The organism is Mucilaginibacter segetis (assembly GCF_016522075.1).
GTDB lineage: Bacteria > Bacteroidota > Bacteroidia > Sphingobacteriales > Sphingobacteriaceae > Mucilaginibacter > Mucilaginibacter segetis.
The window spans coordinates 1,518,011-1,532,542 of record NZ_JAEHFW010000001.1 but is presented as its reverse complement, the minus strand read 5'-3'; the positions used below and the strand labels follow the sequence as shown (position 1 = coordinate 1,532,542).

At 40.8% G+C, this 14,532-nt stretch carries 17 protein-coding genes; 5 read left to right on the top strand and 12 right to left on the bottom strand.

What is annotated here, in order from left to right:
* Positions 1–27: 27 nt before the first annotated feature.
* From arsB to I5M19_RS07010, 4 genes are read right to left on the bottom strand one after another with little or no spacing between them, the layout of a single operon-like run.
* The gene (gene arsB / locus I5M19_RS07025) at positions 28–1,092 is read right to left on the bottom strand and encodes an ACR3 family arsenite efflux transporter (RefSeq protein WP_200065494.1); all 1,065 of its coding nucleotides are present in this window, start codon (positions 1,090–1,092) and stop codon (positions 28–30) included.
* A gap of 9 nt (positions 1,093–1,101) precedes the next feature.
* The gene (locus I5M19_RS07020; RefSeq protein WP_200065493.1) at positions 1,102–1,515 is read right to left on the bottom strand and encodes an arsenate reductase ArsC; all 414 of its coding nucleotides are present in this window, start codon (positions 1,513–1,515) and stop codon (positions 1,102–1,104) included.
* Between the two features lie 12 nt (positions 1,516–1,527).
* Positions 1,528–2,073, bottom strand: a complete 546-nt coding sequence (locus I5M19_RS07015; protein ID WP_214653032.1) for a DUF6428 family protein — start codon at positions 2,071–2,073, stop codon at positions 1,528–1,530.
* A 42-nt stretch (positions 2,074–2,115) separates the two neighbouring features.
* Positions 2,116–2,448 carry an ArsR/SmtB family transcription factor gene (locus I5M19_RS07010; RefSeq protein WP_200065492.1) on the bottom strand — a complete coding sequence of 111 codons (333 nt, stop codon included), beginning with the start codon at positions 2,446–2,448 and terminating at the stop codon, positions 2,116–2,118.
* 114 nt (positions 2,449–2,562) lie between these two features.
* Here I5M19_RS07010 and I5M19_RS07005 point away from each other — a divergent pair, with 114 nt between their 5' ends.
* Together I5M19_RS07005 and I5M19_RS07000 are read left to right on the top strand one after the other, a co-directional pair.
* Complete coding sequence (locus I5M19_RS07005; protein ID WP_200065491.1) at positions 2,563–2,985, top strand: secondary thiamine-phosphate synthase enzyme YjbQ; 423 nt, start codon at positions 2,563–2,565, stop codon at positions 2,983–2,985.
* Between the two features lie 153 nt (positions 2,986–3,138).
* Positions 3,139–3,471: a pentapeptide repeat-containing protein gene (locus I5M19_RS07000; protein ID WP_200065490.1), complete on the top strand. Its 333-nt coding sequence runs from the start codon at positions 3,139–3,141 to the stop codon at positions 3,469–3,471.
* Positions 3,472–4,003: 532 nt separating this feature from the next.
* Here I5M19_RS07000 and I5M19_RS06995 read toward each other — a convergent pair.
* Genes I5M19_RS06995 through fdhD form a run of 3 tightly spaced genes read right to left on the bottom strand, consistent with a single transcriptional unit; the run spans position 4,004 to position 7,521 of the window.
* Positions 4,004–6,319 (bottom strand): FdhF/YdeP family oxidoreductase, encoded by a 2,316-nt coding sequence (locus I5M19_RS06995; RefSeq protein WP_200065489.1) that lies wholly within the window; start codon positions 6,317–6,319, stop codon positions 4,004–4,006.
* Entirely contained in the window at positions 6,303–6,671 is a 369-nt protein-coding gene (locus I5M19_RS06990) for a DUF7009 family protein (RefSeq protein ID WP_200065488.1), read from the bottom strand. The genes I5M19_RS06995 and I5M19_RS06990 overlap by 17 nt, the downstream gene beginning before the upstream one ends.
* Positions 6,655–7,521 (bottom strand): formate dehydrogenase accessory sulfurtransferase FdhD, encoded by an 867-nt coding sequence (fdhD, locus tag I5M19_RS06985; protein ID WP_200065487.1) that lies wholly within the window; start codon positions 7,519–7,521, stop codon positions 6,655–6,657. The genes I5M19_RS06990 and fdhD overlap by 17 nt, the downstream gene beginning before the upstream one ends.
* A gap of 94 nt (positions 7,522–7,615) precedes the next feature.
* Here fdhD and I5M19_RS06980 point away from each other — a divergent pair, with 94 nt between their 5' ends.
* Positions 7,616–7,858 (top strand): MoaD/ThiS family protein, encoded by a 243-nt coding sequence (locus tag I5M19_RS06980; RefSeq protein WP_200065486.1) that lies wholly within the window; start codon positions 7,616–7,618, stop codon positions 7,856–7,858.
* A 5-nt stretch (positions 7,859–7,863) separates the two neighbouring features.
* Positions 7,864–8,283, top strand: coding sequence for a molybdenum cofactor biosynthesis protein MoaE (locus I5M19_RS06975; protein ID WP_200065485.1), 420 nt, complete (start codon positions 7,864–7,866; stop codon positions 8,281–8,283).
* Positions 8,284–8,298: 15 nt separating this feature from the next.
* Here the strand turns inward: I5M19_RS06975 and I5M19_RS06970 are convergent, their stop codons facing one another.
* The 5 genes from I5M19_RS06970 to moaA are packed head-to-tail and all read right to left on the bottom strand — an operon-like array spanning position 8,299 to position 13,214.
* Positions 8,299–9,390, bottom strand: coding sequence for a HesA/MoeB/ThiF family protein (locus I5M19_RS06970; protein ID WP_200065484.1), 1,092 nt, complete (start codon positions 9,388–9,390; stop codon positions 8,299–8,301).
* Positions 9,347–10,525: an NTP transferase domain-containing protein gene (locus tag I5M19_RS18795; protein ID WP_200065483.1), complete on the bottom strand. Its 1,179-nt coding sequence runs from the start codon at positions 10,523–10,525 to the stop codon at positions 9,347–9,349. The genes I5M19_RS06970 and I5M19_RS18795 overlap by 44 nt, the downstream gene beginning before the upstream one ends.
* Positions 10,506–10,976 (bottom strand): cyclic pyranopterin monophosphate synthase MoaC, encoded by a 471-nt coding sequence (gene moaC, locus I5M19_RS06960; protein ID WP_200065482.1) that lies wholly within the window; start codon positions 10,974–10,976, stop codon positions 10,506–10,508. The genes I5M19_RS18795 and moaC overlap by 20 nt, the downstream gene beginning before the upstream one ends.
* 40 nt (positions 10,977–11,016) lie before the next feature.
* Positions 11,017–12,210: a molybdopterin molybdotransferase MoeA gene (locus I5M19_RS06955; RefSeq protein WP_200065481.1), complete on the bottom strand. Its 1,194-nt coding sequence runs from the start codon at positions 12,208–12,210 to the stop codon at positions 11,017–11,019.
* Positions 12,211–12,224: 14 nt separating this feature from the next.
* Positions 12,225–13,214, bottom strand: a complete 990-nt coding sequence (gene moaA, locus I5M19_RS06950) for a GTP 3',8-cyclase MoaA (protein WP_200065480.1) — start codon at positions 13,212–13,214, stop codon at positions 12,225–12,227.
* 152 nt (positions 13,215–13,366) lie between these two features.
* Here moaA and I5M19_RS06945 point away from each other — a divergent pair, with 152 nt between their 5' ends.
* Positions 13,367–14,530 (top strand): XdhC family protein, encoded by a 1,164-nt coding sequence (locus I5M19_RS06945; protein WP_200065479.1) that lies wholly within the window; start codon positions 13,367–13,369, stop codon positions 14,528–14,530.
* The last annotated feature ends 2 nt before the right edge of the window (positions 14,531–14,532 follow it).

The window sequence follows — 14,532 nt, the reverse complement described above, 5'->3', positions numbered from 1 at the left end:
CTGGTTTTTAACTCATTATCTTATTTGTTAGCTACTGTAATATTTCTTTTTTAGCCAAAAGGCTACATTCACCAATGCAATAAGTGCGGGTACTTCTACCAACGGACCTATTACACCTGCAAAGGCTTCACCGGAGTTAATACCAAAAACGCCTATGGCTACGGCTATGGCAAGCTCAAAATTATTTCCTGCCGCGGTAAAAGAAATTGCAGCATTCTGGGAATAATCAGCCCTTAAATATTTGCCCGCAAAAAAACTGATCATAAACATGATCGCGAAATAGATTACCAGCGGAATAGCTATACGCAGTACATCAAGAGGTATTTGTACAATTAACTGCCCCTTTAAACTAAACATCAGCATAATAGTAAACAGCAGGGCAATTAGTGTTATGGGCGATATAATAGGGATAAATTTTTGTGTGTACCATTCTGCTCCCATTAATTTTATAAGGCTATAACGACTAATCATTCCCGCCGCAAATGGTATACCCAGGTAAATACCAACTGACCGTGCAATATCTCCCATGCCAATATTGACTGTAATTCCCTTTAAACCAAATAACGGCAATAGCACAGTTATAAATACGTATGCATAAACACTGTACAGTAAAACCTGAAAAATACTATTTAAGGCTACTAACCCGGCAGCATATTCGCGGTCGCCTTCTGCTAACTCGTTCCAAACAATAACCATTGCTATGCATCGTGCCAAACCAATTAGTATAAGGCCGGTCATGTATTCAGGTTTATCATGTAAAAATAAAACAGCCAGTAAAAACATTAGTATCGGGCCCACTATCCAGTTAAGCAGTAAGGAAATGCTTAATACTTTTTTATTTTTAAACACCTTACCCAGGCTTTCGTATTTAACTTTTGCTAAAGGCGGATACATCATTAATATTAGCCCCACAGCCAACGGAATATTAGTGATGCCGCTTGAAAATGCATTAATAAATGCGCCGGACGAGGGAATGAAATAACCAATACCGATACCCAGGGCCATAGCCAGAAATATCCATAGGGTTAAAAAGCGATCTAAAAAGCTGAGTTTTTTCCGGTCGGAAACCGGTGCACAGTTATTTGCGGACATTTGAGCGTATTAAAGATTTTGTTGTATAAACTGTTGAGCGTAAGCTTTTATCAAATTGCGGACTTTTATGAATTCTGCCCATACCTCAGTATCGCTACCGGATGCTTTTGCAGGGTCCGGAAAGTTATGATGAAATCGTTTTGCACCTGATGGAAACACGGGACAAGCCTCGTTAGCATTATCGCAAACCGTAATCACATAGTCGAAAGGTATGTGGGCGTATTCATCAACATGGTTTGAGGTGTGACCACTTATATCAATGCCATCATCCGCCATTACCTTAACAGCTATTGGGTTCACCCCATGAGTTTGTATACCTGCGCTATAAATGTTGGCTTTATCACCCGTAAAATAACGAAGGTATCCTTCTGCCATTTGACTTCGGCAACTGTTGCCTGTACACAGTACTAAAATATTCTTCATAAGCGCATTTTTTTAGCAGCAACCCGAGCCGGGTTCACAGCAATTTGTTTGGGCAAGATCAATTAACTGCACCTTAGGTTTCACAGGCGTGCAGCACTCCTCTCCTTTATCAGCGGTTACGCAAGAGCCACCCCGGTTAATGGCTTTACACCGGGTAACATCCGGCCTTAGATCAACAATCAAATCATTTCCATGAACGGCGATAGCAGAAGGATACATTTGCCTGGTATAAAAAGTTGAATTGCCAAATTCAATTTTGACGTTAGCCTCCGCATCCAATGTGAGCGCCTTTTCCACTAAGTTTATAATGGAGAGCGCTTTTTCCACTTTCATGGCATCCCCACCCATTTTACCTTGTGGCTCCCACAATTGTATAATAATTTCCGTCCAATTATTTATTACTCCTCCACAGTCTACCGAGGTAATTGGCGCTTTTTTTATTTCGGTGATGTGGTAAGATGCATCAACCAAAGCATCCTCCGCGTATTTGAATTGCAGATGCAGGTTGGGATGTGCAAGTAGTAGTGCTTTAAATTGCCCCCATGTTAAATCTTCCATATTTATATATTGCAATATTACATTAATTAGTTTCAAAAAAAATCAGCAACAGTTCCCGTCTATCTTTTGTGCCGAAGCAAAAAAACCGGTCAGTTGTTTGCCCAGTTTTTCCCATACCGGAGAATTGATACAGTAACAAACGCTTACCCCTTCTATAGTTCCTTTAATTATACCCGCGTTTTTAAGTTCTTTAAGATGCTGCGAAACGGTTGGCTGGGCCAAACCCAATTCAGCAGCCAGATCACCACAAATGCAGGCTTTAGCATTAATAATATGCTGCAATATTGCAATACGTGCAGGATGAGCGATAGCCTTTAATGCCACGGCCAGCTGATTTTGCTCATCAGTAAATATTTCTGTTTTGGTTAAGCCCATAATTATATTGCAATATTACGATTGATATTTTTTATATCCAAATACATTTTGCTGAAAATTAAAAAACACGATGTGATGTTTACTGTAGTATATTGTAAAAGCTAAATTTACTCCATGCAAATACATCAGCAAACCATACAACTAAAGCCTTATAAAAGGGGATTTCATATTATTACGTCAACAATAACGGATGCGCTTCCGCAAATAAGACAGATGAAAGCAGGAATTTGCCAGGTGTTTATTCAGCATACTTCCGCTTCGCTTTGTATCAATGAAAACGCCGATCCTACCGTAAGGCAGGATTTTGAAATGTATTTTAATAAGACCGTTCCGGAGAATGACCCGGATTACCTGCACGATGATGAAGGTCCGGATGATATGCCTGCTCATTTGAAAGCCGCTATGCTGGGCAGTTCGGTAACTATACCTATCAGCAATGGTCGCTTAGCCCTGGGAACCTGGCAGGGAATTTATTTATGTGAGCATCGTGATTATGGAGGTCAGCGCCATTTAGTGGTAACAGCCTGGGGCGAGTAATAGAAGTCGTAAAATCACCTTATATCAGTCGCAAATACACCTTTTACTTAATTAACTTTAGACAGATATTTGCTTTATGGACATAATTGAAATAAAAATGATAAAAAACAACTTGATGTAAGTTGTTCGGTTGTAGATAATTCAAAATTCGTGATGGCAAGCCTGAATGGTTTAATGCTTGATGATGTATCGGCCAAGGGCGCCAGTATCACTAACGCAAACTTAAGCGACCTGGAAATAAAGGACGCGCAAATGGGAGGCGCTTATATCCACAATATCGGAATGCCACCTGAAGGTCACCCCTTTTATGATCCAAACGCAAAACAACGCCCGCTCAGGTTTGAGGACTGCAATTTGGAGGGTACAACTTTCGCCGATTGCAACCTAACCGATGTAAGCATCACCGATAGTAATACTACTGGTATGACCATCGACGGTGTTTTAGTAAGTGAGCTTTTTAAAGCATATCAATCTCTTAAGAAATAAGTATACGATATATAACAGAATCTATTACTGCTATTTTAGTGTATTTCGCAAAGTGAAAAGTTTAATACACCTTATATTCATTCAATAACGCTGCTATGAGGTCAATTACAGTAAATAAACAATTACTTGCTAAATATTATACTCAAAAAACGCAATACGGAAATTATCCATAGTAATAGATAAGCATACCCAAAAAGTCTGTTAATCAATGTATTACTTCCATATATAAGACAAATAAATCCGATTGTGGGTAATAATACAAACACACCCAACGCGACGTAAATACTGTTTTTTATTTCTATTAAAAGTGGAAGATTTGTATTAAATAACCAATATGACATTATTCCAAAAGCGCAATACCCAAAGAATAATCCAATTGCATGAAGTGTGAAAAATAAGTAATTATTCATTGCTATGTAATTACAAAGCGTGCCTCTGATAGCGTTCCCGTTTTAATCATCAATAACTAAGGAACATATTAAAGGTAAATGATAAGCGGTTTGATAAAATTATCAAATTTACCTAAGCAAATCTATTCCGTGTGCTTCTTTATTTTTATAATCACCGATTTACTGGCGGGGGTATTACTTTTTTTGGCCACGCTGTTTATGGGTACCAGCACGTTAGCTTCAGGGTAGTAAGTAGCGGTATTACCTTCGGGGATGTTATAATGCACAATAACGAATAAGCGCGCTACTCTTTCCTCTCCGCCGAAATAATTGAACAGATCAACTTTGTCTCCTGCTTTAAACCCGGCTTTCACGATATCCTTTTCGTTCATAAAAATCACCCTCCGTTCATTATGCACTCCGCGATAGCGGTCCTGCAGACCATAAATAGTGGTATTGAACTGATCGTGGCTGCGGATGGTGGTCATCATGAATTCATCATCCGCTAAAGTGTTATGCGGTAAAGTGGTAATGGTAAAAGGTGCCTTCTCGCCAAATTCATCCGTTTCAAACTTACCTTCGCGCGGGGCATTGGGCAGATAAAAGCCGCCCGGTAAACGCACACGTTGATTATAATTCTCGAAACCGGGTACTACCTTCCCAATCTCTTCGCGTACCGCATCATAGCTTGCCGCATATTTATCCCAATTAATCACAGAACGACTGCCAAGCGTTGCTTTGGCCAGTTCACAAACAATTTGTGTTTCGTTAAGGAGATCTTTGGAGATGGGATCTAATATACCTTTAGACATCTGCACCACTCCCATCGAATTTTCGCAGCTAACAAATTGTTCTTCACCGTTAACTACATCCTTATCGCTTCGGGCAAGGGTTGGCAGTATAATAGCTTCTTCTCCATGTACTAAATGACTGCGGTTAAGTTTGGTGGATACATGTACACTTAACTTTAGCTTACGCATAGCATCGGCGGTATAACCGGTATCCGGCGTAGCCGAAAGAAAGTTACCCCCCATGGCAAAAAACACTTTTAGCTTACCGTTATGCATGGCTTTTATAGTATCCACCACATCATAACCGTGCTCGCGGGGCGGCTCAAAGCCAAAAACTTCTTTCAGTTTGTCCAGTTGCTTTTCATAGGGCTTATCATAGATCAGCATAGTTCGGTTGCCCTGTACATTACTATGACCCCTTACCGGGCATAACCCTGCTCCTGCCTTACCTATACTCCCTTTAAGCAGGGTAAGGTTCACTATCTCCTTGATGGTATCGACACCGTTTTGATGCTGCGTAACGCCCATTGCCCAACAGATGATGATTCGGCTCTTATTTTTTATCAAATCAACAGCTTGCTGAACAACCTCTACAGGTACACCGGCAGCCACGCATAATTCATCAACGTTAAAATCTTTTACCTTATTAATAAATTCGGTGTATCCTGTGGTTTTTCCGCCTATAAAATCCAGGTCGAAAACTTTACCGGGTTCCTTTAGTTCTGCATCGTAAAGCATTTTTTCTATTGCTTTCAGCAGCGCCATGTCACCGTTTATTTTTACCTGTAAATATACATCGGCCAGTTGTGTGCTAATGCCTAATATCCCCTTTGCCGTTTGCGGGTTTTTAAATGCCATTAAACCTGCCTCAAATAAAGGATTCACAGCTATGATTTTGGCGCCATTTTCTTTACCTTTTTGCAGGGCAGTAAGCATCCGCGGGTGATTAGTTCCCGGATTTTGACCTATGATAATAATGACGTCGGTATTGTAAAAATCGTTTAGTGTTACTGTACCCTTCCCAATACCTATTGATTCGGCCAGGCCTACACTGGTAGATTCATGACACATATTGGAACAATCGGGCATATTATTGGTGCCGTATTCCCTTACAAAAAGCTGGTATATAAAAGAAGCCTCGTTACTGGTGCGGCCGGAAGTGTAAAAGGCAGCCTCATTGGGTGATGCCAATCCGTTTAATTTATCGGCTATTTTCTTGAAAGCATCGTCCCACGTAACCGGCTCATAATGTGTGCCTCCCTTTGGCAAATACATGGGTTGTGCTATACGCCCTTTCTTTCCGATATCCATATCTGATAACAGGGCAAGATCTATAACGGAATTTTCAGCGAAAAACTCAGGGGTAAGTTTTTTTAAAGTCGCTTCTTCGGCCAAGGCTTTAGCGCCGTTCTCGCAATATTCAGCAATGGGTGAACGATCGTCATCCGGATCGGGCCAGGCACAGCTGGAACAATCAAACCCACCCTTTTGATTCATTTTAAACAAGGCACCTGTGCCTCTTAAAACACCCGTTTCCTCAAAGATATCTTTAAAAGCAGCTGTAACTCCCGGTATGCCTGCTGCCCAGGTATAAGGTTTTGTTAATTTCAGATCATTTAATTCTTCCGGATTTTCAGCAGAAGGCTGTTGTTCAGTTTTTGTGCTCATAATTGTTATCAGCTAAAGGGTTCGGATAATTGTCGCTCTGATCCTCCGTGACATTATCTAAACAGGTAAAGTCTTTCTCTACCAGTAAATGTAAACCATCCATATCGGTTTCAAAGCCTACACGTTCTGTACCCGTCCATTCATCGGCTATGGCTTCGGGCATTAACACGGTAATGATATTATTTTTAAAAGAGGCCGACATTTTGGCCTCAGCAGTTCGCTGTAGTATGTAAGTAAGCGGACTATCCCCTATCTGAACACGTTCTTTTACCAAACCTTCCAGTTCAAAAGCAGCAACTTCCGACCTGGTTAAACGATAGCGTAATTCATTATTTTTAATACGTATTTTCATTTTCAGTAATTAATATGCGCTGTGGCGCATGATAAATATTAAATCGGCGGCCGCGTAAAAAGCCCGCTAAAGTGATATTAAATTCGGCGGCCAATTGTACAGCCAGACTTGATGGTGCGCCTACTGCCGCAACAATGTTTATACCTGCCATAGCTGCCTTTTGGATCAGCTCGAAACTGGCGCGGCCACTTAGTAAAAGGATATGATCATTTAAGGGCATATCAAATTTATTGATTGCGGCACCTATCAGCTTATCTAATGCATTATGCCTGCCTACATCCTCACGCACCAACAGTAATTCTCCGGTTGTGCTGAATAAAGCCGCTGCATGCAAGCCCCCTGTATCTGCAAACACTTTTTGATGCAAGCGCAATTTTTCGGGTAGCTCCGTTAAAACGTCGGTATTTATTTTATTACTATCTGGTAAGTCAGTACTGTAATTGCTAACTGTACGTATGGCGTTTATAGAGCCTTTACCGCATACCCCGCAACTTGAGGTAGTATAAAAATTACGTTCAGTATTTAACAGGTTGGGCGTTATATCTTCCGTAATACTAACCTGTATTACATTTTCACGGTTATCCGCGCAGGCAATAAAGCTATGTGCTATTTGTTTAAAGTGAGCCGGGTTACTAATTATGCCTTCTGTAAATAAAAAGCCGGCAGTAAGTTCGGCATCATTACCGGGGGTACGCATAGTAACCGATATATTCTGCACTTTGCGTAACTCGGTAGGGCCATATTCCAAACGTATCTCCAGGGGTTCTTCAATCGCAAGGGCATCGGTCTTTTCTTCAATTACACCATCGGTAACAGTGGTTACCGGCAATTTTACAATAGCAGCGGACATATTCAAATATACAATTAGCAACTGCTTATTGTTCTTAAAATGTAAAACAACATGCATTGCTTACATTATACACCCGATTATTGCATATTTGTATATGCAAATTAAGATTTTGGCTTTCGGAATTGCTAAAGATATATTTGGTAGCGCTAATATAAATGTTGAACTACGGAATAATGCTAAGGCGGAAGAACTTAAAGATCTGCTGGAAGAAAAATATCCAAAATTAAAACAACTGGCGAGTTATATGCTGGCTATAAACAACGAATATGCGCAGAATGACAGCCCTATTAGCATTACTGATGAAGTAGCTGTAATACCACCTGTTAGCGGAGGATAATAAATATGGATACTCAAATTGAAATTTCATCCGAACCGTTAAAAACACAAGCCTGTATTGATTGGGTAATGTCGCCGCAATGCGGAGGGATAGATATTTTTATTGGTACAGTACGCAACGCTACTAATGGGAAAAATGTAGTAAAACTTGAGTTTGAAGCTTATGAACCGATGGCCATCAAAGAGATGGAAAAGATAGCCGAACAAGCTTTTAAAAAATGGCAAGTGCAAAAAATACTGGTACACCATCGTACCGGTATACTTGAAATTGGAGATATACCTGTGATAATTGCCGTGGCCTCGGCCCATCGCGACGCCGCTTTTGATGCCTGCCGTTATATTATCAACACGCTTAAACAAACAGTACCGATCTGGAAAAAGGAAATATTTGAAGATGGTGAAGTTTGGGTTGCCGCACACCCGTAGGTTAACAAACTACGATCAATTTATAACAGCCCTGTCTTTTATGCCTCCTTGCAACGAAAAGGCTTTTATGTGCGGCAAGTTTTGCTGCACTAATTTTACAGCTTCCGCGCTACGCTTGCCGGTAGCACAGTAAAATACAAGTGTTTTATCAATGGCTAACTGCTGCAAATTATCCCCCAATTCATCTAATGGAATGTGGATGCCTCCAATGTCATCGAGGTCACGCTCCTGAATTGAGCGAACATCTATTAATAATATATCATTATCTATCAATTCTTTTTGTAGTTCATCGAAAGTTATTGTTGATTCATTTACGGACCGTTGCAACGCAGTAATATTGGTTTTGGTAGTGGCGCCTATTCCAATAATACGGCTTTGCATAGTCAATGCATCAAAGATCAGCACCTTCCCCGTCAGCAGATCGCCATTGCCGGTTATAAGCTTGATCACTTCGTTGGCTTGCATACAGCCGATTATACCGGCTAAAGTGGGAATTACCCCTCCTTCCGCACAATTGGGTATTTTTGTGGCATCCACTTGTGGGAACAGGTCGCGGTAATTAGGGCTACGCAAACCTTCGTTATTTAGCACATTCCATACAGCAACTTGCCCTTCATATTGATAAATAGCCCCGTATATCACAGGCTTATTACTTATTACCCCTGCATCGTTAAGTAAATAACAGGTCTCAAAATTATCTGTACAATCAACTATAATATCGTAACCATCAATTAATTGAATAACATTAGCTGAAGTGATTTTTTCAATTACAGGAATGATGTTAATAGATGGATTTTGTCGCGATAGTCGCTCGCAAGCTAAATTCGCTTTGTTTAATCCCACATCAGCCGCATTATATAATATCTGCCGGTGCAGGTTACTTACCGAAACAGTATCATAATCCGCGATGCCCAACATTCCCACTCCGCAGGCAGCCAGGTATTGCGCCGCAGGGCAACCTAAACCACCAGCACCCACAACAAGTACCTTTGATCGCTGTAAACGAAGCTGCGCGGCTTCGTTAAAGCCGGGCAAGGCCATTTGGCAGCTATATCTTAACAGATCAGGATGCATTGGTTTGTAATGCTTTTGTTTGAATGATCGCATTTACGCGTTCCCGTTCTTCCTGTGTATTTACATTAACAAGGGCATTAATGTCCGGCACCGACAGTAAATTGATATCCGTATTGATAAGCACCTTTCTGGGGCAGGAATAGCCCTGTGCTAAAAATTGAAGTAAAACAGGATAAGATTTTGGCTCCCAAATTGTTATTAATGGTTCAGGGAAGTTAGTTACTTCACTTTGGTAAGCAGTGGCTAAGTGTTTCACATTCCGGTTAGTTACTAAATGTTGAATTATCTTTTCATCTACCAAAGGCAGATCACAGGCTATAACCAGCCAGGCATTGTCCGGCTTTTCGCGAAAGGCAGATAATATGGCGCCATAAGGGCCTAAGCCTGTAAAGGTATCCGCAATAGTTTGATATTGATCGTTTATATCCCGTTGTTGTTCTGTATCGCGGCAGGATATATATACTTGCTCACAATAGGCCTTTAGCATATCAGCCATGTAATAGCGTTGCTGCTTACCATGCCAATTGATAGTACCTTTATCATCGCCCATACGGATGCTTTTACCTCCTGCCAATACAAGGCCATTTAAAACGGGCTTTGATTGCTGCATCTGAGCTTTGAAAAAATCAATAATCCGTAAGGTATCACTTAACCGGTATACGGGTATGTTTTCTATATCCGGCAACGCATCCTGTATAAAATCAAAAACAGTTTCGGCGTTATCGGCCAATAATATCAGTTGTACATTGGTTAGCTGACTAAGCCGTTTTTGTAAAGAGGCTTGTTTATTTATATCAATGATAATTACCTGCGCTTTTGCCTGTTGATGATTACCGTTAACCAGCACCATATCCATCTCCGTAAAAAGTTCTTTTTGTTTAAATAAAGTAAGCCGTGCACTGTAATTAAGCTGATTATAATTTATCTGGTCAGTAAATTCCAAAGATGCACCGTTAGCTAACCTGCCGGGCAAAAGTGTAATATCATCGTTATGAGAAGTATCTGCATAAGCGCATTTATATTGATCCGCTAAAGCACCGATAATATCGTTAGCAAGTAATTTAATAACTGTACAAGGTGCGCCTAATATTGCCCATTCGTTACGGGCAAAACTACCTAAAGCTGGGCGGGTAATAGCCGCATGTTTTTTATGTTCGTTTAAAGTCACGTTTACCTCCTGTTTTTGCCATGAGTTTGGTTTCTTTTATAACAATATCGTGGCTTAAGGCTTTGCACATATCATATATGGTTAATGCCGCCATTGACGCGCCAACTAAAGCCTCCATTTCTACACCTGTTTTGGCAGTAATACTGGCGGTACATTCAATAATCACTTCATTATTGGTCGATAATTGTATGGCAACCTTACAATTATCCATACCTAATGGATGGCAAAGCGGAATCAATTCGCCCGTTTTTTTTGCGGCCATAATACCGGCAATAATAGCTGTTTGAAATACCGCCCCTTTTTTAGTCTGCAACTCCCCGTTTTCCAAATGTGTAAGTACTTCATCAGGTAAAATCACCATACTTTGCGCCACAGCGGTGCGGTGTGTTACCTGCTTGGCAGATACATCAACCATGTTGGGGTTCCCACTATCATCTAAATGCGTTATCATCTTATTATTTTGTAGGCTAACAATTATAAATTGATAAAAGTTAAAACTTTAATACGCTACAAACTTCTCCCTTTTTAAATTCCGCTTTATGTGCAGGAAGAGCTATAAAGGCGTCTGTATCTGCTAAGTTAGCAAAATCACCTGATCCGTTACCTTCAACAGGAGATGCTGTTAAACTTCCTTGTTCTGTAAAGTTTAATTTCACCTGTAAAAAGTAATCTAAATCAGGCTGAAAAGAAAAATCGTTTGACAACACCGCATACACAGGTTTAGCTGGCGGCAACCCCATAGTTTGCCGGAACCATGTTAAAAAATATCGATGCAGGCACATAAATGTTGCTACCGGGTTACCCGGAAAAGCAAATACCAGCGTACCGTTAGCATGACTACCAAACCAAAATGGCTTACCCGGCCGTTGCTTTACTTTGTGAAACAGTTTAACAACCTGCAGATCATCCAATGCTTTAGGAATATAATCGAACTTACCCATAGATATGCCGCCGCTTAGTAAAATAACATCGTAATTATGCAGGCAGTGATCTATTTGCTTGCGGGTAATTTGCGGTTCATCAGGGATATGATGCATATCTGCCTGTAAACCATGCTTGTTTAACACCGCATTTATAGTATAATTATTTGATCTGCGAATTTGATAAGCAGTTGGCTTATCGGCCACATCGACTAATTCATCACCTGAAGAAATAATGGCAATTCGCGGATTCGTTTTTACCAATAATTCTGTTTTGCCTAAAGATGCCGCTAAACTTATAATAGCAGGGGTTATTAATTGGTTAGCAGCAGCTACTATATCACCTGATTTTTTATCCGACCCCTGCGTATGGACATTTTGTCCTTTCTTTATATCACGGATAGCAATAGTTGCCATCTTATCTTTTATTGTCAGATCTTCGTAACGGATAACTGTATCAAGCGCGGGAGACAAAGCCGCGCCAGTCATGATCTCGATACATTCTTCGTGGCCGGAAACAGATAAAGGCTCCTCCCCCGCAGCCTGAGTTGCCTTTATACGAAAGGTGCTAATATCATTTGCAATAGCTTTAAATGATATAGCTATGCCATCCATGGTTACCCGGTTAAATGGTGGCAGGTCACGGTCGGCTTTAATATCTTCGGCCAGTACGCGGCCCAAAGATTGTTCAAACGGTACTTTTTCCGTCCCGTAATCTCTTAACCTGGCAAGAATTATCTTTTCGGCTTCTTCTACCGTTATCATACTTAGTTTATTTATTAACCACCAATAGTGGCCATAGATTCGTGAACATCCGGATTTATTACTCTGTTATGCTCCGCATCCCATCCGTTTTTTTCCCGCTTGTTGAAAACTGCACGCAGTTTATCTTCTATTTGTGTGTTACCAGCTCCCGAGCGTATCAGATCTTTAATATTTAAAACGCCGTTGTCGTACAGGCAATTTTTCAGTATTCCCTGAGGTGTTATGCGTATACGATTACAGGTTCCGCAAAAGGTACGGCTATATGCCGCTATGATGCCAATGCTGCCCTTGTGCCCCGGAATATGGTAATTGTAAGCTGTGGAATAAAGCGGATCAGGTATTTTTTGGATAGCCGGATACCTATTTTTTATTTCGTCCAATATCCGAATATGATCCCATTGTATACCGCTGTAGCTGTGCCCATCACCATTAAAGGGCATTTCCTCAATAAAACGAACACTTACGGGTAATTCTTTGGTCAGCTCAACCAACGGAATTATATCCTGTGTGTTTTTGTCCGCCATTACGACGGTATTTATCTTCACCTCCATATCATTATCCAGCAGGCGCTCTAAACACTCCATTACATTAGCAAATTCATCACGACGGGTAATTGCTAAAAAACGATTGGCATCCAATGTATCTAAGCTTAAATTTACCGAACGAACCCCTATCCTTTTTAATTCGGCGACATAAGGCGCAGTTAACACACCGTTAGTAGTAAGGCTTAATTCCTGCAGTCCATCTAATTCAGAAATTGAGGTAAGCAGTTGCATAATGTCCTTACGTACAAAAGGCTCCCCTCCTGTAATACGTATTTTTTCAACCCCCATTTTAATCAGTAAAGAACAGCTTCTCAGCATTTCCTCATAGGTCATTAATTCTTTACGGGATAACCAGTTCAGGCCATCTTCTGGCATGCAATAAAAGCACCGCAGGTTACAACGGTCTGTTACTGCAAGCCGCAGGTAATTAATTTTTCTACCGTGATTATCTAAAAGCAAGTGATTTAATATTAGTTGAATTATACCTTGAACAATACGTCGTGATCAAAGTTTTACATAGGTAAAGTTAACGATTACTATGTTTATTAATTGTCGTTTTTTATGGGGTTGAAATATACCGTATCTTAGCATTAGTAAAGCACGGGTTTAAATTGAAAGAATTAAAAGATATTGTAAAAGCTTTTGAGCTGGCTGAGCAAAGAGCCATACGGTCGGCATTAGCGACGGTTGTATACGTAGAAGGTTCATCGTACAGACGGGCAGGTGCCCGTATGCTGGTTACTGAAGATGGCCAACTAACAGGAGCCATAAGCGGTGGCTGCCTGGAAGGTGACGCTTTACGCAAGGCCAGGCTTGTTATGGTACAGCAAAAACCAATGCTGGTTACTTATGATACCACTGACGAGGACGATGCAAAATTAGGTGTAGGGTTAGGATGCAACGGCATTATCCATATCTTGATAGAGCCGATAGACGTTAAAGCAGCTAACCACCCTGTAAACCTGTTTAACATATTTTTAAGCAAACGCGAGCCTGTGGTATTGATCACCCTGTTTTCGTTGAACGACAAACAGGCGCCGCAGCCAGGCACCTGCGCATTATTGGATTATAACAAAAAGCTAACGGGGGCCTTTCCGGATAAGGCAATTCAAGAAGCGTTACTTATTGATGCCCAAGATGTTTTAAAGAACGGCAATTCCGTTACCAAGACTTACATTTATGAGGATAAATACACCTGTTTTATTGAGCTTTTACAACCGGAGGTGTCGCTCATAGTGATAGGTGCCGGCAATGATGCCATTCCTCTTACAGCAATGGCCACTATATTGGGGTGGCAGGTAACCGTGATTGACGGCCGGGCTAATTATGTTGTGAAAGAAAGATTCCCCAACGCCGGAAAACTTATTGTTGCTAAACCAGAGGGCGCATTACGCGGTATCGACATTGATAACCGTACCGTTTTTGTACTGATGACGCACAATTATAATTATGATATGGCTATGCTCCGGCAACTTTTACCGATGCATTTAACCTACATAGGTGCTTTAGGGCCCAAAAAGCGATTGAACCGCATGCTGGATGAAATAAGAGAAACCGACAAATCTATTGCTAACGGCGATTCAAATAACGTTTATGGCCCTTCAGGCTTAGATATTGGTTCTGAAAATGCCGATGAGATAGCCTTATCAATTATAGCAGAAATACAAGCTGTTTTAAAACGGCGCAATGGTGCATCGTTACGTTATAAAACGGTTGTACACAACCGGCAAGATGAGCAAATATTGCAACAAGTACTCCCCGACACTAAATTATAGAT